Source organism: Streptomyces sp. NPDC014733 (assembly GCF_043083385.1).
GTDB lineage: Bacteria > Actinomycetota > Actinomycetes > Streptomycetales > Streptomycetaceae > Streptomyces.
In genome coordinates this window covers 187,444-209,486 of record NZ_JBIBYO010000011.1, presented here as the reverse complement: position 1 = coordinate 209,486, position 22,043 = coordinate 187,444, and the positions used below count along the sequence as shown (strand labels likewise).

The window sequence follows — 22,043 nt, the reverse complement described above, 5'->3', positions numbered from 1 at the left end:
GGACCGTACGGGGCCACGCGAGGCGGACCGCGAGGCGAGGACGCCGTCCTGCCGGTCACCGCCCTTGTGCGACGGCCTTCCTCCCGTGCGGCGGGAAGTGCTGGACGTGCGCGTCCGGCCCTGGGAACACCAGCGTGACCCGGCCCGTGTCCGACCAGCGGACGTCATAGGGCGGGGTGCCATCGGCATGGTGCAGCCCGATGATTTCGCCGTCGCGCCCCTCGTCCCCGACGGTGGCGCCGCCCACGACCAGCCGGTCGCCGACGCGTGCCCACACCCCCGCGCGGTGCTCGTCGGAAGGGTGTTCCGTCCGGGGCCGGGCCATGGCTCTCTCCTCCCGGGTGAGCGGCCGGCCGTGACGGTCGCCCTGGCCGCCGCCCCTCCACCCTGCGGCCCCGCCGGCCGCTCCGACAGGGGCCAACGGTCCCGGGGCGGGACCGTTCGGCACCGCCGGCGGGCCCGTCGCGCCCCACCGGCTGCCCGGACGCTACGGGTGGGGGACCACGGCCACCGGGGCCGGGCAGTGGTGGAGGACGGCGTGGGCGACGTGCCCGATGTGCGGCATGTGGGGCCAGGGGGTGCGGCTGCGCCTGCCGACGACGAGGAGCGCGGCGTGCGCCGAGGCGTCCAGCAGGTGCTGCGCGGGTCGTCCGACGAGCGCCTGCGCGGTGACCTCGACCGTGGGGTACCGCTCCCGCCAGGGCCGGAGCGTCTCGTCGACCACTGCCCTCTCCCCCGCGGGCGCCTGTCCGCCGAAGCCGGGTCCACCGCCGTACCGGTGCTGCGGGAGCGGTGTCCAGCCGTGCACCACGAGGAGCGGGGCGGAGCGCAGCGCCGCGGCGTCGAAGGCGAAGCCGATCACTTCGGCACCGGGCCGGCTGAGGTCCAGGCCGAGAACCACGGCGCCGGGGCCGTCGCTCGTGGCCGGTGCCGACGGCATCCCGTGGTCGTCGACGCGCACGAGGACCACGGGACGTGTCGCGTGGGCGACGGTGGCCATGCCGACCGAGCCGAGCAGGAAGCCTCTGGTGCCGCCCACCCCGGCCGTGCCGATCACCAGCAGTGCGGCGTCGGCGGCCGCCCGGCACAGCACCTCCGGGGGTGGGCCTATGACGCGTTCGGCGGTGATCTCCAGGCCCGGGTGGCGCCGCCGGAGGCGATGAGTGACCTCTTGTGGCACGCCCTGCGACCATCTGCGGGCGGCGTCCGGCCCCTCCGGGCCGGCATGGGCGTAGGGCTGCCATTCCCAGGCGTGCACGAGCCACAGGGGCGCATCCCTCAGCAGCGCTTCACGGGCGGCCCATTCCGCGGCGGCGAGTCCGGCCGGCGCTCCGTTCACCCCGGCGGCCACAGGACGGTTCATGCCCTCCTCCTGACGACGCACGGGCGCCGCGCTGCGTCGGCGCTCCCTCGAAAGCCACGGCACCGCGTTCCTCCGCCGTGCGGAGGGCCACGCCACCGCGCATCGAGCATGGCCCGGTGGGGGGCCGCCGCGGTAGGGCCGCTCGGCCCTTGCGCCGTCCGTCCGGCCCGGACGGCGGGCGCGGGGTGCGATCAACCGTGCGGGACGACGGCGACCGGGCACCGCGCGTGGTGGACGGCGGCCTGGACCACGGCCCCCGGGCCCCGTGGCAGGTGATGTCTGCGGTGGCCGACGACCAGCAGGCAGGCGCCCTCGGCCGCCCGCACGACCGTCGTGGAACGGCCCTCCGTGCCGAGGCACACGGCCACCTCCACGTGCGGGTACCTCTTCCGCCAGGGGTACAGCACGTCGTCGAGGCGCCTGCGCGCGGACCGCGCGTCCGCCTCGGCCGGGTCGTGGTCCGTGCCCCGCGGCGGGGCCGGAGGCGGCAGGCTCAGCCCGTGGACGACCCGCAGCGGCGCGCCCCGCGCCGCGGCGGCGTCGAAGGCGAAGGCGAGTACGGAATCGCACGGGCCGCGAAGCTTCAGCGCGACCACGACCGGCGCCGCCGCTGCCGGGGGCGCGCCCTGCCCGTGGGAGGCGGCGGCACGTACCAGGACCAGCGGGCCTTCGGCGCGTGCCATGACGGGCGCGCTGACGCCGCCCAGGAAGAAGCTCTCGTCGGGGTAGAGGCCCTGCGAGCCGAGTACGGTCACCGTCGACTCCGCGGTGGCGCGCAGCAGCGCGCTGCGGGCGTCGTCGGCGACCAGCTCGCCGACGACACGGAGGTCCGGGTGGTCCGCCCGCAGTTCGGTGCGCACGGTCCGGACGAGGCGGCTCGCCGGCTGGTTGTGCTCCTTCTCCGCGGGCACCTGGGTCGGTTCCGGCGCCAGCATGGGCCAGGCGTGGAGCAGGCGCAGGGGGCAGCCGCGCCGTTCGGCCTCCTCGGCGGCCCAGTGGGCGGCGGAGAGAGCGGCGGGTGAGCCGTCGAGCCCCACGGTGACGACGGGTTCCATCGTTCCCTCCTTCCTGCCACGAGGTCCCGCAGCGGGGCGCACATCCGGATGCTGCCGCCTGTCGAGGCCCGTACCGGGCGTGACGGAGGCGACCGGGGCCCGGTCGGTGGCGGAACCGGCGTGGCTCCGCCACCGGGAGAGGGCCATCCGCCTCCAGGAAAGGGCGGCCGCCCGCCACGGCGCCAGGGCCGGTCGGTCCCTGTCCGAGGCCCGACGGCCTCCGGGCGGGCCTCGGTGCCGGCCCGCCCCGTACACCGGCGGCGGGTCACGGTGGTGGCCGCGGCCGCCACATACGGTGCAGGCCGAGCGCCGTGAAGGCGGGGACCTTGACCAGGTCGGCGACGAGCGCGCCCGCGGCCACCACGGTGAGCGCGAGGACGGCGGACGCGGCGGGCAGGGGCGCCATGAGGGTGCCGGTCAGCGCCAGGACGAGCGCGGCGGCGATGTCACCGGCGGACGCGGCCAGCACCCACCGGCCGGGGCGGCTCGTCCAGGCGTGGCGGCGGCTGCGTACCAGGAGGAGGCCGGCCTGGCTGGAGACGACCAGGGTGAGGAAGGCCAAGGTCCGCAGGTGGCTCGGGTCCAGCCGCGGCCACACGTCCCGGCCGGTCCACAGCAGCCCCACCGATACGGCCAGGAGCGGTCCGGCGACGACGAGCGCCCCGGTGACCGTCGCGCGGACACTCCAGCGGTCGGGGCGGCGGGAGTGGTCGGCCCGGTCGGTGGTGATGGCCATGCTGACCACGTCGTTGCCCAGCAGGAGCAGCACCATCAGCAGCGGGGTGAACACGAACTGCCGCCAGGCGAACACACCGATGGCCAGCAGCAGCGGCACCTCGATCTTCTTGACGGACACGTTCAACGCGTAGGTCAGCAGCCGCTGGTGGATCCGGCGGCTCTCCCGGACCAGGTCGACGATGCCGTCCAGGCCCTGCCGGGTCAGCACCGCCCCGGCGGCGGACTTGGCCACGTCGGTGGCGCCGGCCACCGCGATGCCGACCTCGGCCTGCCGCAGCGCGGGGGCGTCGTTGACGCCGTCGCCGGTCATCCCCACCGTGTGCCCGGCGGCCTGCAGCCGCTGGACCAAGTGGTGCTTGTCCTCCGGAAGGACCTCGGCAACCGCCGCGACCCGGGTCTCGTCGGCCCCGCCGCTCCGCAGGTCCCGGGCGCGTGCGGTGGGACCGTGCAGACCGATCCGGTCGGCGATCGCGGCTGCGGTGGCGGCCCCGTCGCCGGTGAGCATCACCACCCGCACGCCGAGCCCGGTCAGCCGGGCGATCAGGGCCGGCGCGTCCGGGCGGGGCGGGTCGGTCAACGCCACCAGTCCGGCGGGGCGCCACCGGTCCCCCGGTGGCCGGGTGGCGACGGCGAGCACCCGGGCCCCGGCAGCGGCCAGGCGCTCCACCCGGGGGTCGACCGGCAGCCCGACCAGTCCGGCGATGGCCCGCGGGGCTCCCTTGGCCACGCGCAGCGGGCCGCCTTCGGTGTGCACGGTGGCCTCGGACCGCCGGGTGACCGGGTCGAACGGCACCACGTCCGCGCGTCGGCTCCCGGGCAGGCCGTGTGCGGCGGCGGCGCGCAGGATGGCCAGGTCGATCGGGTCCTGCGTGGCCGCGTCACACGCGCCCGCGGCCAGCCGCAGCACATCGGTGCCCGTGGGGGCGGCGGGAGGCCGGGCGGCGACCTCGGCGACGGTGAGCCGGTTCTCGGTGAGCGTGCCGGTCTTGTCCACGCACAGCACGTCCATGCCGGCGGCCTCCTGGACGGCCGACAACCGGGTGGTCAGGATGCCCCGTCCGGCCAGGTGCTGCGCCCCCAGCGTGCCCGCCAGCGCGAACGCGGCGGGCAGCGCCACCGGTACCGAGGCCAGCAGCAACACCATCGCGTAGGAGAGCACGTCCTGGCCGGACCCGCCGGTGGCGGCCAGGTAGCCGGAACCGGCGGCGGCGAGGACGAGGTCGACGGCGATGAAGACCCGGACCATGCGGAGCACCACGGCGGCCAGGTGGTCGGCCGACCGGGCCGTTCCCACCAGCTCCGCGGTACGGCCGAAGTAGGTGCGGGCGCCGGTGGCGACGACCTCACCGGTGGCCTCGCCCCGCACCACCGTGGCCCCGGAGTACGCCGTCGCGCCCGGCCCGCACTCCTCCGGTACCGCTTCACCGGTCAGGGTCGACCGGTCCATCAGCACGTTCCCCTCCACGAGCCGCAGATCCGCGGGGACGAGGTCACCCGCCCGCACATGGGCCAGGTCGCCGGGGACCAGTTCCGCCGCCGGCCGCAGCGCCCACACGCCGTCCCGGCACACCCTCGCGTCGACGGCCAGCCGGCGCCGCAGCAGCGCCACCGCGGACCGCGCCCGCCCTTCCTGCACCAGGCTCAACGCGGCGTTCAGCACCAGTACCGTCGCCACGATCGCCGCGTCCGGCCACTTCCCCAGCGCGACCTCCAGGACGAAGGTGGCCTCCAGCATCCACGGCACCGGGGCCCACAGCTTCCGCGCCGCCCGCGCCGCCAGGCCCACCTTCCGTTCCGGAACCGTGTTCGGCCCCACCTCGGCCAGCAGCGCCGCCGCCCGCCGGGACGACAGGCCACCACCCGCGCTCCCGTGCGGTACGGACGCCTCGTCCGGGCAGCGGTCCGCGGCCGCACCGCGGCCGGCACCGGCACCCGGCGGCGCGGCCGACGCCCCCGCGGGCGGATCGGGCCCCGCGCCCCGGCGGGACGCGCCTCGCGGGCGACGCGCACGGCCCTCCATCCCTCCGTCCTCCCGCCGTGGCGGCGGCGCCCGGCGTCCGCCGCTACGGGGCCGGAGAGCCGGCCGCCCAGGCGACGGCGTCGTCGAGGGCGTCGTAGCCGAACCGCCGCACCTCGGCCCGGACGAAGTGGTTCGCGAACTGGGGCATCAGGGCCGCGACCTTGCCGTCGGCCGCCAGCGCGATCTTCCTGACCTTGCGGTGGTGGTCGCGGATGAACCGCACATGACGGATCAGACCGCTGAGGTTCTCCCAGCCGGGAAACTCCCGCACATGGACCACGACACCGGCCAGTTCGGGATGCGTCCCCAGCCAGGTGTCCACGGTCAGGGCGAGGGCGTCGAAGTCCTGGGCGCGCAGCGGCGGTCCGACCTCGACCACGAGGACGTCGGACTCGGTCAGCCGGTGGGAGATGCCGGGCCCCTCGGGCAGCGACGCCAGCCAGCGCAGGGCCTCGTCGCGCTCCTGGCATCCGAAGACGCGCACCGGGCAGGGCGCCAGAAAACTCGACAGCCGGGTGGACTCCCGGATCCAGCCCGCGTCGGTGACGACCGCGCACCCTTCGAACAACCGCATGGCCCCCATGCCGACCTTGAGGTCCTCCCAGGCGGCTCCGGGGGTGAAGGAGGTGAACTCGGGGCCGATCTCGCACAGCAGCCGGATACGGCGGCCCTCGCGCCGCGCGTCGTCGATGAGCGGCTCGACCACAGTCCGGTAGTCGTCCTTCGACACGGTGCCGATCGCTTTCACCGCGTCGACGCCGTCAGGTACGTCCGTGGCTCTCTCCAGCATGGTCTTCCCCTCTCCGAACCCGGTCGACGCGCGGTCCGAGCGGAGGCCGACGCGCGGCCCGGTGAGCACTGATTCGATTTTTCCAGAAAACCCCTTTCCGGGCACTTGAGGGCGGCACGGACAGGCGCTAAACGTGCGGCGGCGGAGGGGGATCCGGAGCCCCGGGCCGGTCGGGGTGGAGCGTCACGCCGATCCAGCAGGCCCAGCCGACCGGCTGGAGCGCCCAGAAGCTGAGGGCCCGGTACAGCAGCGTCGCGGCGATCGCCGACCCCGGCGCCAGGCCGGACCACACGAGCAGCACGGACAGGCTCGCCTCGATCACACCGAGGCTGCCGGGCGTCAGGCGCAGGCTGCCGGGGATCTGCGTGAGCCCGTACGCGAGCAGGATCCCGTGCCAGGGCACGCCGACGCCCAGTGCCCACAGGCAGGCGATCAGGCAGGCCACGTCGAACAGCCAGTTCAGGAGCGCGAACACGGCAGGGCGCAGCCACGTCCGGGGGCCGGGCCGCAGGCTCCGGATCTGCTCCGCCACCCGCGCCAGGGCCCGCTCGGCCCGGTCCACCCGTGCGGACCGCCGTCCGGCCCGGTCCCAGCACCGCCGCAGCGCCGCCCGGAAGCCCGCGAGGCGGGACAGGACGAGCAGCACCAGGCCGACCAGCAGGGCCAGCCCCAGGAGGTCGGCCACCGGGCGCAGCACCGCCGCGGCCCCGGTGGCACCCAGGGTTGCCAGACCGACCACGATCACGATGCCCAGGCCGAGCGCCGAGAGCGCCCCGGCGCAGACCAGTACCGCGGCTGCCAGGGCCGGGTCGACCCCCCGTCGGTGCAGCTGCCGGAACGTCCAGGCGCCGGCGAGGGCGGCCCCGCCCGGCAACGCTCCCGCCACGGCGTTGGCCGCCACGACGATCACCCCGGTCCGCCGCAGGCTCCACCGCACCCCGCCCGCCCGGAGCAGCCGGCGCGGCACGGCCGCGAAGCACGCCATCGACAGGGCCTCGGCCGCCACGGCAACCATCAGCTGCGGGACGCGCACCCGGGCGATGAGGGCGAACGCCTGCGCCAGCTCGTGCCGCCGCCAGACGCCCGCCACTACCGCGGCCGCCAGCAGCAGGACGGCTCCGCACCAGGTCAGCAGGGTCGGCCGACCGAGCAGGCCCGCGTGGTTCCGCCCGGCGCCCGACCACCGTTCAGCCACTTTCCGTCACCACCGGCGGCGGGTGCCCGGGGCGCTTCCGGTCACGGCCGGGCCCGGAACGTCAGCCCCACCTCGGGGCGGAGGGACTCGGCCAGCCCGCGGTCGAAGGGGTCGGTGCCGGGGGTGAGCACCGACGCGGCGGCGACGGCCACGCCCAGCGCGCAGGCGCTGACCGGATCGTCGCCCGCGGCCAGCCGTACGGTGAGCGCGGCCACCATGGTGTCCCCGGCCCCGGCGTCGCTGATCAGGTTCCCCGGCAGCGGCGGTGCCCGCAGTTCGGTGTGGCCGTGCCGGGTCGAGCAGAGGGCGCCCAGTTCACCGATGGTGGTGACGGCGATCTCGGCGGCGCCCGCGGTGAGCAGTTGCTCGTTGACGGCCAGGGCGTCGTCGAAGCCGCGGACGGGCCGGCCGAGGAGCGAGGCGGCCTCGGAGCGGTTGCACCGGAAGAGGAAGACGCCTTCCGCCAGCGCCGGCCGCAGCGCCGGGCCCGAGGTGTCCAGCACCAGCCGGGCTCCGGCCGTCCCGACGCGGCGGGCGACGGCCGCGTAGAAGTCGTCGGGCAGACCGCCGGGCAGGCTGCCGCTGGCCACGACGTACCCGCTGGCGCCGACCGCCTGCTCCAGCACGTCCAGGCACCGTTGCGCCTCCTGGTCGTCGAGGCGCGGGCCGGGCGGGACGATGTGATGGCTGCGGCGCGACGCGGTCTCGAAGAGGACGAGGGCTTCGCGGGTCTCCCCCTCGATGCCGACCGGGATGTGGGCGATGCCCTCCTCGTCCAGCAGTCTGTTCAGGCGGCGGCCGACCTCGCGGCCGGCGGTGTGGACGGCGGTTGCCCGTCCCCCGAGCCGTGTCACGCCGCGGGCGACGTTGATGCCCCCGCCCCCCGCGGTCACCGACCGGACCCGGGCGCGGTTCTTGCCGACGTCGGCTAGGTGGTCGACGTCCCAGCACATGTCGACCGTGGGGTTCATCGTCAGGGTGAGAACGGGGCCGGTCGCGGCCGGGTCCGCTGCCGGCGCGGTCATCGCCGTGGCACCGCCCGGCCCGTGACGGCCCGTGCCCGGCACACCGTCCCGGGGCCGCTCGTCCTCCACCCGGTCACGGGGGCGGCGGCGGAAGCGCGCCCGGTGAGCGCCGGGCGGCCGATGCTGCCGAGCCCGTCGAGGGCAACCCGGGCGGCCATGGTTCGCTCCCCACGTTCTCGGCCGGACCGCGGGCGACGCGCCCCGGCCCGCCTTCGACGCTAGCCCTTCCGGCGATCCGACGCATGTCGTCGGGCCCCCGCGCGTACGGCCGTGCGGCGGGGCGGCGGGCGCCGGGTGCCGTCGGCCGCGGTGGCGCCCGCGGCGTCCCCGGCGGCAGGCCGGATCGCCCTCAGTGGGCGGGCCGTTCGGTGATCCAGCGGGCCGCGGCCAGGCCGGAGACCGCGGTGAGGACGGCGGCGGCGACGACCGTGGCGTTCAGTCCGAGGGTGTCGGCGAGGACGCCGGCGAGGAGGGCACCGGCGGCGTAGCCGATGTCGCGCCAGAAGCGGTACGTGCCCAGGGCGTTCGCGCGCCAGGCGGGGTGGGCGTGGTCGGAGACGGAGGCGATGAGGGCCGGGTAGACCATGGCGGTGCCCAGCCCCAGGGCGACGGCGGAGAGGAGGCCGGCCGGCAGGGGCCGCTCCAGCAGGGCCAGGGCGAGGACGAAGCCCGCTGCCTGGACGAACATGCCGGTGACGATGAGGGGCTTGCGGCCGATCCGGTCGGACAGGTGCCCCGTGGGGATCTGTCCGAGTCCCCACAGGATCGGGTAGAGGCCCTTGATCAGCCCGACGGCGGCGAGGCCGAGTCCGTGATCGGTGAAGAGCAGCGGGAAGACGCCCCAGGTGAGGCCGTCGTTCAGATTGTTGACCAGGCCCGCCTGGCCGGCGCCGCGCAGGGAGCGGTGGTGCCAGGAGGTGCGGATGAACGTGGCCTTCAGGCCGGTGTCCTCGCCGGTGGGCAGCGGCGTGGTGTGGTGGGCGAGTTCGAGGGCGGCATGGGCGGCGGTGTCGCGGACGGCCAGGGCGAGTGCGAGACCGGCGACGACGAAGACGACGCCGATGAGTTCGGGGGCGGGGCGCAGGCCGTAGCCGGTGGCGAGGTAGCCGGTGGCCAGGGCGGTGGCGCCGACCGCGGTGTAGCCGGCGGCCTCGTTCAGGCCCGTGGCCAGACCGCGCCGGGCGGGGCCGACGAGGTCGATCTTCATGTTGACCGTCATCGACCAGGCCAGGCCCTGGTTGAGGCCGAGCAGCACGTTGGCGGCGACGATCCAGCCCCAGGACGGCGCCCAGGCGAGGACGAAGGGGACGGGGACGCCCGACAGCCAGCCGGCGAGAAGGAGCTGCTTGCGGCGGAAGCGGGCGCTCAGGGCGCCGGCGGCGAGGTTGGTCAGGGCCTTGGTGAGACCGAACGCGATGATGAACGAGAAGACCGCCAGACCGCTGGTCAGACCGTAGACATCGGTGCCGAGGAGCGGAACGGTGGTGCGCTCCAGACCGACGAGGGCGCCGACACAGACGTTGACGACGACGAGCAGGGTGAACTGCGGCCAGTTCTCCCGCAGGCCGAGCCGGACGGCGGGCGGCGCTTGGCTGGTGGTCGGGGTCATCTGCGGTCGTCCTTGCGCGTACGGGTTCGGTCTGCTGCCCGTGGCGGGCGGGCCCGGCCCTGCGGAGGAGGCGGGTGGCGGGCGGCCGGGCCGCCGGCGCAGCGCCTCACCGGTCGGGACCGGGGAGGACCGGCCCCTCGGCCCGGGTGAGGGACGCGCCTGGCGGCGGCCCGGCGTCGCGGGTGTCCACGGCTGCGGGTCAGCGGTTGCGCAGTCCGGCCAGCGCGGTGTCGAGGTCGGCCCGGCTGGGCCGGTTCCAGGGCAGCTTGGCGAGCATGGCGGCCATACCGCAGGTGTTGGTCAGCGCGGAGAAGACCAGACCGGCGGCGATACCGGCGGACAGCAGCTGGAAGGCCGGGTGGACGACCAGGCCCAGGAGCAGGCCGAGCAGCACGACGGAGCCGGCGGTCAGACGGACCTGGCGTTCCATGCCCCAGGACGCCTTGGTGCTGCAGGCGGCGCCCTGGGGGTGGTCCAGTTCGTGGCCCTGGGCGGCCCAGGCGCCGGTGCCGCCGGCGAGGGTGGCGGTGCGGATGCCCTTGTCGGCCAGCTGCCGGCAGGCGTTCTCGGAGCGGGCGCCGGAGGCGCAGACGACGAGGACCTCGCCGCGTGCGGCGGCGGTGCGGATGTCGGGCAGCGCGCGGTCGAGCTGGTCGAGGGGGATGTTGAGGGCGCCGGGGAGGTGGCCGCCGGCGTACTCGCCGGGGGTGCGGACGTCGATGACGGTGAGCTCGTGCAGACGGGCCTTGGCCTGGCGGGGGTCGAGGGAGGTGGGAGTGGTCATGACTGGTGTCGTCCTTGTTTCGGTACTGCCGGTCGGGGTTCTTCGTCCCCGTCGGGGGTGGGGGTGAGGAGGGGCGTGGAGCCTGGTCGTGCGTCGCGGCTGCCGCGCCCGGGCCGACGTGGTCAGAGGACCGCGTCGACGAGCATGAAGGCGGCGACGGCGAGCAGGACGTAGGCGAAGAGCCGCTGGAGGGTGTTGCCCTTGAGCTTCTTCGCCTGGCGTTTGCCGTCCCAGGCGCCCAGGACGGCCGCTGCGGTGAACGGTGCGACGGCCGCCCAGTCGAGGTGCGTGCCGGTGCCGGCTCTGGCGCCGAGCGCGGCCAGCGAGTTGACCGTGATGACCAGCAGGCTGGTGCCGACGGCCCGCCGCATGGGCAGGCTCAGCACGCCGACGAGCGCCGGTACGGCGAGGAAGCCGCCCCCCACGCCCAGGAGGCCGGTCACCGTGCCGAGCCCGGCGCCGGCGCCGCCGGCCTTGCCCGGGTGCACCGTGCCGGTGCTCTCGGCGCGGGCGGGCCGCAGCATGTACAGGGCGGCGACCGCGGCGACGATCGCGAAGGCGACGGTGAGCACGCTCTGGGGCACATGGCCCGCGACGGTCCCGGCGAGCATCGCGGGGACGACGCCCGCCGCCGCGAACAGCAGACCGGTCCGCCAGGCCACGTTGCCGTCCCTGGCGTGCCCGACGAGCGCCGTGACGGAGGTCAGGGTGACGATGAACAGGCTGGCGGTGGTCGCCTGTGCCGGGGTGAAGCCGAGCAGGTAGATCAGGGCCGGTACGGCCAGGACGCTGCCGCCTCCGCCGAGGCCGCCCAGGGCCAGGCCGACGACGGCACCGGCGACGAGCGCGAGGATCAGGGTGGTCATGCTATGGAGCCGTGGTTCCCGCGTGCGTCGACGACCGGGTGCCCCGCGGCGGCCCAGTCCTTCATGCCGCCGATGACGTCCACCGCGCTCTCGCCGCGGTCGGCGAGCAGGCGGGCGGCCTTCCGGGAACGGTTGCCGCTGCGGCAGATCACCGCCAGCGGCCGCCCCCGGACGGGCTCCGGCAGGGCCGCCCCCGAGGTCAGTCCGGAAAGCGGCGCGAACACGGCGCCGGGCGCGTGCCCGGCATCCCATTCGCCCTGCTCACGTACGTCCAGCAGGACGGCCGGGGCGTCCGCGCCCCGGGTGAGCCGGTGGGCGTCGTCGGCGGTGACACGGTCCTGACCGTGGTGGAAGGGGGACATCACACAACCTCTCGTACGAAGGGTGGGGGCGTTCGGGCGGCCGGTCAGCGGGAGACGAGGGTCAGCCCGGCATCGGCGGCGGAGTCGAACCCGTCGTCGACGGCCACCACGTCACGCCCCGCGGCGTCGAGGAGCGAGGCGGCGATACCGGCGCGCATGCCACCGGCGCAGTGCACCCACACCGTGCCCGCCGGGACCTCGCCGAGCCGCTTGTGCAGCTGGTGGACCGGGATGTGCACGGAGCCCTCGATGTGCCCGGCGGCCCGCTCGGATTCACGGCGGACGTCCAGGACGACGATGCCGTCCATGTCCTGCTCGGCCAGGCCGGCGAAGGTCGAGCGCGGGAAGGAGGCCAGGGAGGCGCCTTGGGCCACCCACTCCTGCGGCGCTCCGGTCGCGGCGGCCGCGGGCCGGTCGATGCCGACGCGCACCAACTCCCGCTGGGCTGAGGCCAGTTGCTCGGCGGATTCGGCGAGCAGGGTCACCGGCTTGCCCCACGGGATCAGCCACGCCAGGTAGGTGGCGATCTTGCCGTCGGCCTCGAAGTTGAACGATCCGGCGACGTGCCCCTCGGCGAAGGCGATCCGGTTGCGCAGGTCCACGACCCACTCACCGGCCGCGAGCCGGGCGGCGATCTCGTCCGCGTCCGCGACGGCCGGGGGCGTCAGGTCCACCGGCGCGGGGCCGCTCGCGTTGGCCGGGCCCATGTGCGCGTAGTACGCGGGGACGTCCTCCAGTCCGGCGAGCAGCTGGGCGACGAAGGAGTCCACGTCCGTGGTCAGCGCCGCGTTGGCGCCCTTCTCCCTGCCGATGGTGGTGGCGTCCCCCTCGGCCTGCGCCGAGGAGCAGAAGCTGCCGAAGCCGTGCGTGGGCAGCACGGACGTCTCGTCCGGGAGCTGGGCGGCGAGGCGGTGGGCGGAGGCGTGCTGGGCACGGGCCAGCTCCTCGGTCAGGCGGGGCTCCACCAGGTCCGGGCGGCCCACCGTGCCGATCAGCAGCGACCCGCCGGTGAACGCGGCCACCGGCATCCCCTGCTCCCGCAGCACGTACGAGGTGTGGTGGGGGGTGTGCCCCGGGGTGGCCATCGCCCGCAGCTCCAGTCCGTCATCGACCGTGACCGTGTCGCCGTCGGCCACCGGCACCCGCGCGAACGACACACGCGCTCCGGCCGGCACCAGATAGGCGGCGCCCGTCAGCCGGGCCAGCTCCAGACCGCCGGTGACGTAGTCGTTGTGGAGGTGAGTCTCCACCACGTGGGTGATCCGCACCCCGCGCCGGGCGGCGACCGCCAGGACCTGGTCGACGTCGCGCGGCGGGTCCACCGCCACGGCCGCCCGCTCGCCCCCGGCGAGGTAGTGGCGGTTGCCCAGTCCGCCGAGCTCGATGGTGTCGATGAAGAACACGGAGAGGCTCCCTTCCTGAAATTACCCCCCTGGGTATGCAACCGACCGTAACAGGTACCCCAGGGGGTATTCAACGTGCCCGTCGCCACACCCGGCACACCCACACACACCCGCAACCACCGGACCGCGGGAGCCGCCCCGGAACGACATCGCCCCGGGGCACCCTCCAAGACACCAGGACACCGTCCGGCAGGCCCTCCCATACCCACAGGGGTATAGAGTCCTCCAGGCGTGACGGCAGTGCGGTGGCGGGCGGCGGAGCGGAGCGGCGATGAGGCGTTCGGGGACACACCTCGCTGCCCGGGTCGCGCTCGCCCTGCTCGTGGTGGTGACGGCATGGCTGTGCACGGGCCGGCCCACCGCTCCGGACGGGGCCGCCCCCGCGGTCTTCGCGCCGATGGGGCCCGCCGCCGAGCGGGCCGGCCACCTCGCGGACGGTCACACCCGGTCGGTGATCGTGCCGGACCGGCCCGCCCCGCAGCCCTGCGCCAAGAAGGCGATCACCGAAGCGGCCACGTCCCGGGCCGGGGTCTCGGCGGCTTCAGCGGTCCGCGCGCCCGTCACGACGGCCGGCGCCCTGGCCGCCCCTCCGCCCCGTGAGCTCCTGCCTCCGGCATCCGCGGGGCCCTCGCCGCCGGTCCCCCGCGCCGCCCTCTCCGTTCTCCGGGTATAGGCCGATCCACCGATCGCCCCCTTCCCACCTCGCAGAACGGAGCCTTTCCATGCCTTCTTCCCGTTCCTTCCGCGGGGCGGTCGCCGCCCTGCGGAGCTGGACCGCACGCCGGTGGGCGGCCGCCCTGAGCGGCGCCCTCGCCACGGCGGTGGTGACCGGCGTGCCGACGGCGGTCCTGCCGACGCCGTGGTTCTCCCGCTCGGTGCCGGTGCAGTGGTGGAACTATCCCGTGTGGGTGGTCACCGCTGCGCTGGCCGGCGTGGTGCTGGCGACGTACGTGGCGACAGCCCCAACGACCCGGCCCGCGGACCCGCCGGCCGGCCGCCGCCTCGGCTATTTCGGCGGCGCGCTGTCGTTCCTCGCCATCGGCTGCCCCGTATGCAACAAAGTGGTCCTTCTGCTGGTCGGCACCTCCGGCGCCCTGAGCTACTGGGCGCCGCTGCAGCCCCTGGTCGCCGTGGCGTCCGTCGTGCTGCTGGCCGAGGCCGCACTGCGCAGGCTCGCCACCGAAGCGGCCTGCCCCGTCCCGGCCGGCTGACCGCTGCCGGCCGGCCCTCCCCCGTCGCGGAGGCGGGGCGGCGCGGGCGCCTCACAGTGGCAGGAAGGACCAGCCTTCGTGCTGGCGCCGGACCAGGTGCCAGACGGCGGCCGGGACGACGCCGACGCCCTCCGCCAGGTCGTCGGCCGTCAGGCCCCGGCCGCTCAGGGTGTTCGCGCAGGCCAGGAAGCGCACACCGGCCTCCCGCAGCGTGGCGACGGTCCCGGCGTGCGGACCGTCGGCCAGGACGAGGCCGATACCGTCGCCGGAGCAGACCGCCTCCACCTCCAGCGGCAGATCCGCCGCCCTCAGCAGATTGCCGATCGCCCGCGGCGCCCGGTCCACCGCGGGGACCGCCACCACGGCCCGTACCACCTGCTGCGCAGTCATCAGCGTGCCCTCCCGGGAATACGATCATGGAACGCGCCCTCACCCTACCCTTGGGGCGACGGAGGCAGCCGGGTGCCGCGGGGCAGCCGATCAGGGCCCTGGCGCAGCCGGCCGGCCATCGCACGATGGGCGGCGACCTTCTGGACCAGGCCGTAGGCCAGGGCGGCGAGGAGCACGCCCGGCTCCGCGGACAGCAGGGTGGCCGCCAGTACGGAGCTGACGCCGACATTGCTCATACCGCAGGCGAGCGTCACGGTGGCGGCGGCTTCGGGGGGCAGCCGCAGCAGGCGCGCCGCCCGGTGCCCGACCTGGAAGGCCAGCAGACACGCCGCACCGGCGCTGCCGACGGCCAGCAGCGCGGGCACCACCGACGCCGCGGTCAGCAGCGGAAGGGCCGCGGCGGCGTTGACGTAGGTCAGCGCGAGAACGGCGACCATCGCCACCAGCGGCGCCGCCGCGAGCACCCGTCGGCCGACCGTCCGCGGGCCGATCCCCCGGCAGACGATTCCTGCGGCGCACGGCAGCATCACCGTGCCGGCCAGCAGACCGCGGGCGCTCCCCGCCACGGCGTCGCGGAAGGGTGGGAGGCCGCCGTCCAGCAGGCCGGTCGCGTCGAGAAGACCGACGGTGGCGGGCAGGGTCAGCGGACTGAGCAGTGCGGAGCACACCACGATACTGATCATGGCGGCGCCGTCGCCGTTCCCCCTTCCGATCCACACGGTGGCGCCGGCGGCGACCGGGGCGGTGGTGACCAGGACGAGCGCCACGGGCACGAAGTGCGCGGCGCGGGTGGCGCCGGTCGCCGCCAGAAGCGCGGCGGCAGCCGCCACCACCACGAAAGGCGTGGCCAGGTGGGCCACGAGCCCGCCGACGAGGACGGTGGGACGGCGCAGGCCGGCGGCCAGCCGCTGCGGTGTCACCTGGTAGGCCGCCGCGAAGAGGATCGTCACGAGCAGGGCCGCGGGCAGCCCGGCGCGCACACCGGCGAGCTGCACCCCGGCGTCGCGCAGAGCGTTCCCGGGGCCCGGCACGAGGAGAGCGGCCGCGTAGCTGACGAGGGAGGCCCGGCCCAGACGCGCATGGAGCCAGGCGGAGAGTCGGGGCAGGAGAGGTTCTGCGGTTTTCATGGAGGTTTCCCGGCTGGAGAACTGGAAGAGCTGGGCAGCGGCTGCCGCACGGCACGGCCGCGCGGCCCCGGACGGCGACGCGGCGTGACACCCCGGGCAGGGGCCCGCCGGTCGCGAGAAGGCCCGGAGGCCGAAGGAAGAAGTGAGGCCGGACGACTGCGCGCTCCCCCTACGTCCGCGAGGAGAGCCCCCCGGGGACCGCGTGCCGCGCCGGCCGTCAGGTCGCCGCGGTTCTACACCTGCATGCGCTCGTGCCGGGCGGTTCGCCCGTTCTCACCGGGAGCCCGGAGGGGGTCCGGCGGCGGGGAGCCCGGTGCCACCGGGCGGGGCCGGACCGCCTCCTCCGGGACAGCCGGCTGCGGCGCCCGAGGGGCCGGCCGCTCGGACGGGGACGGCTCCGCGACGGCGGCCACGTGTTCCGGGCAGCCCCGTGGCGACACCTCGGCACGACTGCCCGGGGCATCGGCACTCACGGGCACGGCGAAGGCCGCGACGTGGCCGGTCTGCGGCGCCGATCCCACGAGATGGCGCATCGCCGGGCAACCGCCGAGCGCCGCGGTCAGGACGGCACCCATGACGAGCAAGGCCCACAGCGCCCTCGCCCGACGTCCCCGCACCTCTGCCGCCTTCACCCGAATCCGCCGCATATACAGCTTCGGTCACGCTACCGGCACCGTGTGCCGATTTGAGGGACGGCACGGCCGAGCACGGACGGCAACCTCCGGCGGGCCGGGCGGCGCCCGGCCCACAGCTCCCAGCCCTGTACGGGGACAGCCGACGCCATCAGGGGACGCCGCATTCAGATACCCCCGCCGGTATTTGACAGCGACGACCGCACCCCTTTACCGTCGATGACGCAATACCCCAGGGGGTATCAGGACCCCACCTGGCCGCGCCGGACGAAGCGACGGCGCAAGATCTCGACCGCACCCCGGAACGCCGGCACTCCCGCCGCTGCCGCACGGCATCGGCATCGGCATCGGCGCACAGTCAACTCCCTGGCGGCCGCCCGGCCCCACCGCCCCGCCCACCCCCGAGTGGGCCGCATCAGGACCCCACAGATACCCCCCGAGGTATACCGCCACTCGTTACGGAGGTTTCCGTGTTCTTCTCCCAGTACTACCTCGAGTGCCTCTCCCAGGCGTCGTACATGATCGCCGACGAGACCACCGGCCAGGCCGTGGTCGTCGACCCCCGCCGGGACGTGTCCGAGTACCTCGCCGACGCCGAGGCCCGCGGCTTCACCGTGGTCGGCGTCATCAACACCCACTTCCACGCGGACTTCGTCGCCGGACATCTGGAGATGGCCGCCCGCACCGGCGCCTGGATCGGCTACGGACGGCGCGCCGAGACCGAGTACGCGATCCGCGAGCTGGCCGAGGGCGACACGATCAGCCTCGGTGACGTCACCCTGAAGATCATGGAGACGCCCGGGCACACCCCCGAGTCGATCAGCGTGCTGGTCCACGAGCACGGCGACGACGCCGTCCCCTATGCCGTGCTCACCGGCGACGCCCTCTTCATCGGCGATGTGGGCCGCCCCGACCTGCTGGCCTCCGTCGGCGTCAGCGCCGCCGACCTCGGCGCGATGCTGCACGACAGCGTCCAGAACAAGCTGATGAGCCTGCCCGACGAGGTGCGGGTCTTCCCCGCCCACGGCGCCGGCTCCTCCTGCGGCAAGAACCTGTCGGCCGAACGGCAGTCCACGATCGGCGAGCAGCGCACCGCCAACTACGCGTGCGCCCCGATGAGCCAGGAGGACTTCGTCGCCCTCGTCACCGCCGGTCAGTCGGCGGCTCCCGGCTACTTCGCCTACGACGCGGAACTCAACCGCAAGGACCGCGAGCTGTTCGACCCGGCGGCCGCGCCGCGGGCACTGACGGCCGAGGAGTTCACGGCGCTGGGGGCGGCGGGTGCGGTGGTGGTCGACGCCCGGGATCCGCAGGAGTTCGCCGCCGGCCATCTGCGCGGGGCGATCAACGTGCCCGCCGACGGCCGGTTCGCCGAGCAGGCCGGCACCGTCCTGCCGCTCGGCGCGGAGCTGCTGGTGGTGGCGCCGGAGGGCCGCGAGGAGGAGATCGTCACCCGGCTCGCCCGGATCGGCTTCGACCGTGCGGCCGGTTACCTGGACTCCCCCGAGGACGCGATGGCCGCGATGGCCGACGAGGTCGCCCCCGCCAGCCGTCTGACCGCCGCCCAGCTGCGTACGGAGCTGGCGGGCGACAACCCGCCGGTCGTGATCGACGTCCGCAACTGCGGTGAGCGTGGCGAGGCGGGGTTCATCGAGGGAGCCCTGCACCTCGCGCTCGGCGAACTCCCCGGCCGGCTGGACGAGATCCCGCGCGAGGCGCCGCTGGTCCTGCACTGCGCGGGCGGCCACCGCTCCTCCATCGCCGCCAGCCTGCTGCGCCACAAGGGTTTCGGGGATGTCTCCGACGTCCTCGGCGGCTACGCCGCATGGGCCCTGCTGAACACGCCCACAGCCGTCTGACCGGCCGGCCCGGGCGGTGACGGGCCAGGGCCGGCCGGCGAAGACCGCGGCCCCCGGCACCCCGTGCCCTCGCGGATCCGTGTCACCACGGCGGATACGCGAGGGCACGGGGAATGCCACCCGCCCCGCCGCAACCCACCGCTGCCTCCCGGGCCCCCGGCGGCCTGCGGCTTCCGGCCTGCCGGCGACAGCACGCTCTCGGTGGCGCTGAAGGCCGTCTCCGCGCGCGTCGGGTCGCCACCGCATCCCCCTCCACGCCGGACCTCCGCTCCTGTCGCCGTCAGGACACCGTCACATCAGGCACTCGTGGGCTCGTCGGGCGGTACGCGGAGGGCGCCGGGGGTCAGAACGGCGCGCGCCAGGTTGCGTATCAGGGTGATCTCGGGGTGGTCGTGGTTCTGGGCGAACCACGTCAGTGCCATCGTGCACGGCGGCAGGTCGACGACGTCCCGGTAGCGGATGCCGGGGCGCGGATAGAAGGTGCGGGCGGACGCGGGCAGGAAGCCGATAACCTTTCCGAGGGCGACCTGCGCCAACACCTCCTCCACGTCGACCGCCAGCGGGCCGAAGGAGAGGGGAGTGCCGTCCGGGCGCGGATCGATGGCCCAGAAGTCCCGCCACACGCGGGGAGATTCATCCGGCATCGTCACCATGGAGCGCGCGGAGAGGTCGTCCAGGACGATGCGCTCCTTGTCGACCAGGGGGTCGTCGGCCGGGAGGCAGACGACCCGGGGTTCTTCGACGAGGTGCTGGACACGGATGCCGGGAGGAGCGGGCGGACGCAGGAAGGCCACGTCCACCTCGCCGCTGACGAGCGCCTCGTACTGGTTGGCGAAGTTGAGGCTGCGCATCTCGATGGTCAGGCCCGGATGGCGGGTCTGCAGCCCGTCGATGATGGCCCGGGTCTGCGGCATCGAGGGCTCCGCGGTGAGGGTCCCGATGACGACCCTTCCCTCGACCTCCCGAGCACGGACCCGCGCGGTGCGTCGCAGCCCGTCCATGGCCTCCGCGACGGCGCGGGCTTCGGGCAGCAGGGCCTCACCGGACGGTGTGAGCGTCACCGTGCGCGTCGTACGGCTGAGCAACCGCAGGCCGATTCGCTGTTCCAGGGCCCGGATCTGCTGGCTGAGGGCCGACTGCGTCATGAACAACCGGGCCGCCGCGCGCCGGAAATGCAGCTCCTCCGCGAGCGTCACGAACAGCCGTAGCTGATGGACACTGGGCTCCGCACGACCACACCGATCGCTTCCCACAGGCCAACACCCCCTGAATTACCGCCTGGTGGGCACCTGCTGCAACGCTCCGCGCCCATCTTCCACACCCTGTCACACGTGTCGTGCGCATCTCACCTCCCTGCCACGGGACGGGAGGCGACCGAGGTGCTTCACGTCACCTGCCTTCCGCACGACGCCGCGCCCGCCGGCCGTGCTCTCCGCCCCCGGTTCCGGCATCGCCGGACGGTGGGCGCCCTCGGGGTGCGTCCGGCCGACGGTTAGCCTGGGCCGTCAGCAAAGATCACGGAAGGGCTGAGCACATGGCAGACATCGTGGAGACGGCGGCGCGGAAGGTCTTCGAGCGCTACGACATCGACGGGGACGGTCAGGTCACCGCGGAGGAATACCGCAAGGTCGTCGCGGAGTTGGAGGGCTCGGAGATCACCGAGGCGCAGGCGCAGGAGCTGATCGACTCCCTCGACACCGACGGCGACCGCAAGATGTCGTTCGAGGAGTTCTGGGCAGCCATGAATGGCTGACGCACCCGGGTCCGGCACGCGAACGTGCCGGACCCGGTTCGCCGTCCCGCCGATCCGGGGCGATCGGCCGAGGGCGTCTCAGCGCGGCCCGCGCGCCTCGACGCATACGCCCCGTGCCGTCGTTCCGTCCGGCCAGGTCCACCCGGCGACCAGGAGTCCGGACGGCTCCTGCCCGGCGTCCGCGGACCGGAGGACGCGGCGGAGATGGAGGTCCGACCCGTTGTCCGGCCCGTCACCGTGCACGGTGACCGTCGGGTCGGGCACGTCGCTCAGGCTCTGGTGCTGCGGTACCGCCTCACCGCGCAGGAGCGCACCCAACTGCGCCTGCACCACCGGGTCGTGGACGCCGTCGTAGATCCACCGGGTGCCGAGCACCCCGTGCTCGGAGGTGCCGATCAGCGCCTCGTCCGGGGCGCCCTCCAGCGCCGCGGCGCGGTAGCCCATCGGCACCAGATACGCCGTCGGCTCCTGCGCGGTGGCGTCCACCACGATCATGAACTCGATTCCGACCTCACCCTCCGGGTCGTCCAGCCGGAACCCACCGGCCTTGACCAGTTCGGGCGCCGCCGCGTCGCCCGCGTACCAGCTCTGCTTCGGCAGCCACTCGGTGAGCAGCTCCACCTTGGTGGGCGTCATGGTGGTGTGGTGGATGAAGGCCATGCGAGCAAGCTCCCTCACGCGTAGATCCGGGCCCGTTCTCGAACGGGATGGCTCGAACCTATAGGAACAACTGTGCTGACGTGGGCATCTGACGGCCCCGGCCGCCTTCCTCGCCGTGCGACCGGCGCGCCCGTCACACCAGGGCGTTCTTCCTGAACCGGGTGATCCACGCGGAGGTGGCCTCCAGCCCGCCGAACGTATAGAAGTGGACCTTCACGGCGCCGTGGCGTGCGGGGTCGTAGCCGTCGGCCAGGGTGTGCAGGAAGGTGTCCGGTCCCGCGGTGCCCATGAGGTTGGTGAGGGACAGGCCGTACTTCCTGGCGACGGAGGCGCTGGTTCCCACGCCGAAGCGGGCCGCGTAGCCCATGAGGCGTCGCACACCGGCAGGGCCGGGGACGCCGATGCGTACGGGCAGGGTGATGCCCTCGTCGCGGACGCGTTCGATCCAGGCCAGCACCGGCTCGGCGGCGAAGCCGAACTGGGTGATGACGCTGCCGTCGAGACCCTGCGCGGCTATCGCGGCGCTCTTGTCGCGCAGCGCGCTCCACAGCGCCTCGGGGGCGATGGACGGGTGGCCTTCCGGATAGCCGCTGATGCCGATGTGCCGCACACCGTACGCGGCCGGCAGGCCGGACTCGATCAGGGAGAGCGAGTCGGGATAGGGGCCCTGAGGGCTTGCCGGGTCGCCGCCCACGGCGAAGACCTCCGCCCCGGTGGCATCGGAGCGCAGCCCGGCGAGGAACTCCTCGAAGTCGGCCCGGGAGCCGAGGCGGCGGGCCGAGAGGTGCGGGACCGGGCGGAAGCCGAGGCGTTTCACGGCGCGGGCGGCGGCGAGCCGCATCCGCAGATCCTCGTTGCCGAGGTAGGTCACATTGATCCGTGTCCCGGGCGGGACGAGCGGTGCGGCCGCCTCCAGGTTCGGTATGTCCTTGCCGGTCATCTCCAGGGAGAAGTCGTCCAGCAGCGACGCACTCACCGACGGCGAGGCTGAGCAGAGGGGGTTCATCGTGCTCCTCATGGGGCGGGGCGCGCAGGTCAGGCGTCACGACGGTACTCGGTGCGGGCGCCGGCTGAACGGGTGGGCCGCACGGCGGCGGGCACTCCCCCGCGACGTCGGCGGGTGCGCCCGGACGTGAGCGCGTCCGGGCGCACCCGCGGGGCGGTCCGGCCCCAGAACGCGGCGCGGACGCGGTCCGTCAGG

The 22,043-nt window shown here is 74.7% G+C and carries 21 protein-coding genes; 4 read left to right on the top strand and 17 right to left on the bottom strand.

From position 1 onward, the window contains the following. Positions 1–55 precede the first annotated feature (55 nt). The 12 genes from ACF1BH_RS23755 to ACF1BH_RS23700 all read right to left on the bottom strand — a co-directional run bounded on the left by ACF1BH_RS23755 (position 56) and on the right by ACF1BH_RS23700 (position 13,210). Positions 56–325: a DUF1918 domain-containing protein gene (locus tag ACF1BH_RS23755; protein ID WP_391645307.1), complete on the bottom strand. Its 270-nt coding sequence runs from the start codon at positions 323–325 to the stop codon at positions 56–58. Between the two features lie 162 nt (positions 326–487). Next, complete coding sequence (locus ACF1BH_RS23750; RefSeq protein ID WP_391645305.1) at positions 488–1,363, bottom strand: universal stress protein; 876 nt, start codon at positions 1,361–1,363, stop codon at positions 488–490. A 191-nt stretch (positions 1,364–1,554) separates the two neighbouring features. Continuing rightward, positions 1,555–2,418: a universal stress protein gene (locus tag ACF1BH_RS23745; protein WP_391645303.1), complete on the bottom strand. Its 864-nt coding sequence runs from the start codon at positions 2,416–2,418 to the stop codon at positions 1,555–1,557. Positions 2,419–2,683: 265 nt separating this feature from the next. Continuing rightward, a complete protein-coding gene (locus ACF1BH_RS23740; protein WP_391645301.1) occupies positions 2,684–5,176 on the bottom strand; it encodes an HAD-IC family P-type ATPase in 2,493 nt (830 codons plus the stop codon). Positions 5,177–5,219: 43 nt separating this feature from the next. Then, positions 5,220–5,966, bottom strand: coding sequence for an STAS/SEC14 domain-containing protein (locus ACF1BH_RS23735; RefSeq protein ID WP_391645299.1), 747 nt, complete (start codon positions 5,964–5,966; stop codon positions 5,220–5,222). A 127-nt stretch (positions 5,967–6,093) separates the two neighbouring features. Beyond that, positions 6,094–7,161, bottom strand: coding sequence for a YbhN family protein (locus ACF1BH_RS23730; protein ID WP_391645297.1), 1,068 nt, complete (start codon positions 7,159–7,161; stop codon positions 6,094–6,096). Positions 7,162–7,202: 41 nt separating this feature from the next. Continuing rightward, the gene (locus ACF1BH_RS23725; RefSeq protein WP_391645295.1) at positions 7,203–8,186 is read right to left on the bottom strand and encodes a 1-phosphofructokinase family hexose kinase; all 984 of its coding nucleotides are present in this window, start codon (positions 8,184–8,186) and stop codon (positions 7,203–7,205) included. 349 nt (positions 8,187–8,535) lie between these two features. Beyond that, on the bottom strand, positions 8,536–9,795 hold the full coding sequence (locus ACF1BH_RS23720) for an MFS transporter (RefSeq protein ID WP_391645293.1): 1,260 nt from the start codon (positions 9,793–9,795) through the stop codon (positions 8,536–8,538). Between the two features lie 199 nt (positions 9,796–9,994). Continuing rightward, on the bottom strand, positions 9,995–10,579 hold the full coding sequence (locus ACF1BH_RS23715) for a rhodanese-like domain-containing protein (protein WP_391645291.1): 585 nt from the start codon (positions 10,577–10,579) through the stop codon (positions 9,995–9,997). A 122-nt stretch (positions 10,580–10,701) separates the two neighbouring features. Further along, the gene (locus tag ACF1BH_RS23710) at positions 10,702–11,445 is read right to left on the bottom strand and encodes a sulfite exporter TauE/SafE family protein (protein ID WP_391645289.1); all 744 of its coding nucleotides are present in this window, start codon (positions 11,443–11,445) and stop codon (positions 10,702–10,704) included. Beyond that, positions 11,442–11,807, bottom strand: a complete 366-nt coding sequence (locus ACF1BH_RS23705; protein ID WP_391645287.1) for a rhodanese-like domain-containing protein — start codon at positions 11,805–11,807, stop codon at positions 11,442–11,444. The genes ACF1BH_RS23710 and ACF1BH_RS23705 overlap by 4 nt, the downstream gene beginning before the upstream one ends. 44 nt (positions 11,808–11,851) lie before the next feature. Beyond that, positions 11,852–13,210: a rhodanese-like domain-containing protein gene (locus ACF1BH_RS23700; RefSeq protein ID WP_391645285.1), complete on the bottom strand. Its 1,359-nt coding sequence runs from the start codon at positions 13,208–13,210 to the stop codon at positions 11,852–11,854. Between the two features lie 271 nt (positions 13,211–13,481). Here ACF1BH_RS23700 and ACF1BH_RS23695 point away from each other — a divergent pair, with 271 nt between their 5' ends. Both ACF1BH_RS23695 and ACF1BH_RS23690 read left to right on the top strand, forming a co-directional pair. Then, positions 13,482–13,883 (top strand): hypothetical protein, encoded by a 402-nt coding sequence (locus tag ACF1BH_RS23695; protein WP_391645283.1) that lies wholly within the window; start codon positions 13,482–13,484, stop codon positions 13,881–13,883. 49 nt (positions 13,884–13,932) lie between these two features. Continuing rightward, a complete protein-coding gene (locus ACF1BH_RS23690) occupies positions 13,933–14,421 on the top strand; it encodes a hypothetical protein (protein ID WP_391645281.1) in 489 nt (162 codons plus the stop codon). 51 nt (positions 14,422–14,472) lie between these two features. Here the strand turns inward: ACF1BH_RS23690 and ACF1BH_RS23685 are convergent, their stop codons facing one another. Both ACF1BH_RS23685 and ACF1BH_RS23680 read right to left on the bottom strand, forming a co-directional pair. Further along, a complete protein-coding gene (locus tag ACF1BH_RS23685; protein ID WP_391645279.1) occupies positions 14,473–14,811 on the bottom strand; it encodes a DsrE family protein in 339 nt (112 codons plus the stop codon). Positions 14,812–14,855: 44 nt separating this feature from the next. Then, positions 14,856–15,938 carry a sodium-dependent transporter gene (locus ACF1BH_RS23680; protein WP_391645277.1) on the bottom strand — a complete coding sequence of 361 codons (1,083 nt, stop codon included), beginning with the start codon at positions 15,936–15,938 and terminating at the stop codon, positions 14,856–14,858. Positions 15,939–17,040: 1,102 nt separating this feature from the next. Here ACF1BH_RS23680 and ACF1BH_RS23675 point away from each other — a divergent pair. Continuing rightward, complete coding sequence (locus ACF1BH_RS23675; RefSeq protein ID WP_391645275.1) at positions 17,041–18,429, top strand: rhodanese-like domain-containing protein; 1,389 nt, start codon at positions 17,041–17,043, stop codon at positions 18,427–18,429. A 296-nt stretch (positions 18,430–18,725) separates the two neighbouring features. Here ACF1BH_RS23675 and ACF1BH_RS23670 read toward each other — a convergent pair whose 3' ends face one another. Beyond that, positions 18,726–19,682 (bottom strand): LysR family transcriptional regulator, encoded by a 957-nt coding sequence (locus tag ACF1BH_RS23670; RefSeq protein WP_391645273.1) that lies wholly within the window; start codon positions 19,680–19,682, stop codon positions 18,726–18,728. Between the two features lie 281 nt (positions 19,683–19,963). Here ACF1BH_RS23670 and ACF1BH_RS23665 point away from each other — a divergent pair, with 281 nt between their 5' ends. Further along, positions 19,964–20,182 (top strand): EF-hand domain-containing protein, encoded by a 219-nt coding sequence (locus tag ACF1BH_RS23665; protein ID WP_391645271.1) that lies wholly within the window; start codon positions 19,964–19,966, stop codon positions 20,180–20,182. Positions 20,183–20,260: 78 nt separating this feature from the next. Here the strand turns inward: ACF1BH_RS23665 and ACF1BH_RS23660 are convergent, their stop codons facing one another. Together ACF1BH_RS23660 and ACF1BH_RS23655 are read right to left on the bottom strand one after the other, a co-directional pair. Then, a complete protein-coding gene (locus tag ACF1BH_RS23660; protein ID WP_391645269.1) occupies positions 20,261–20,842 on the bottom strand; it encodes a 1,4-alpha-glucan branching protein in 582 nt (193 codons plus the stop codon). A gap of 133 nt (positions 20,843–20,975) precedes the next feature. Then, positions 20,976–21,848, bottom strand: a complete 873-nt coding sequence (locus ACF1BH_RS23655) for a methylenetetrahydrofolate reductase (protein ID WP_391645267.1) — start codon at positions 21,846–21,848, stop codon at positions 20,976–20,978. Positions 21,849–22,043 lie beyond the last annotated feature (195 nt).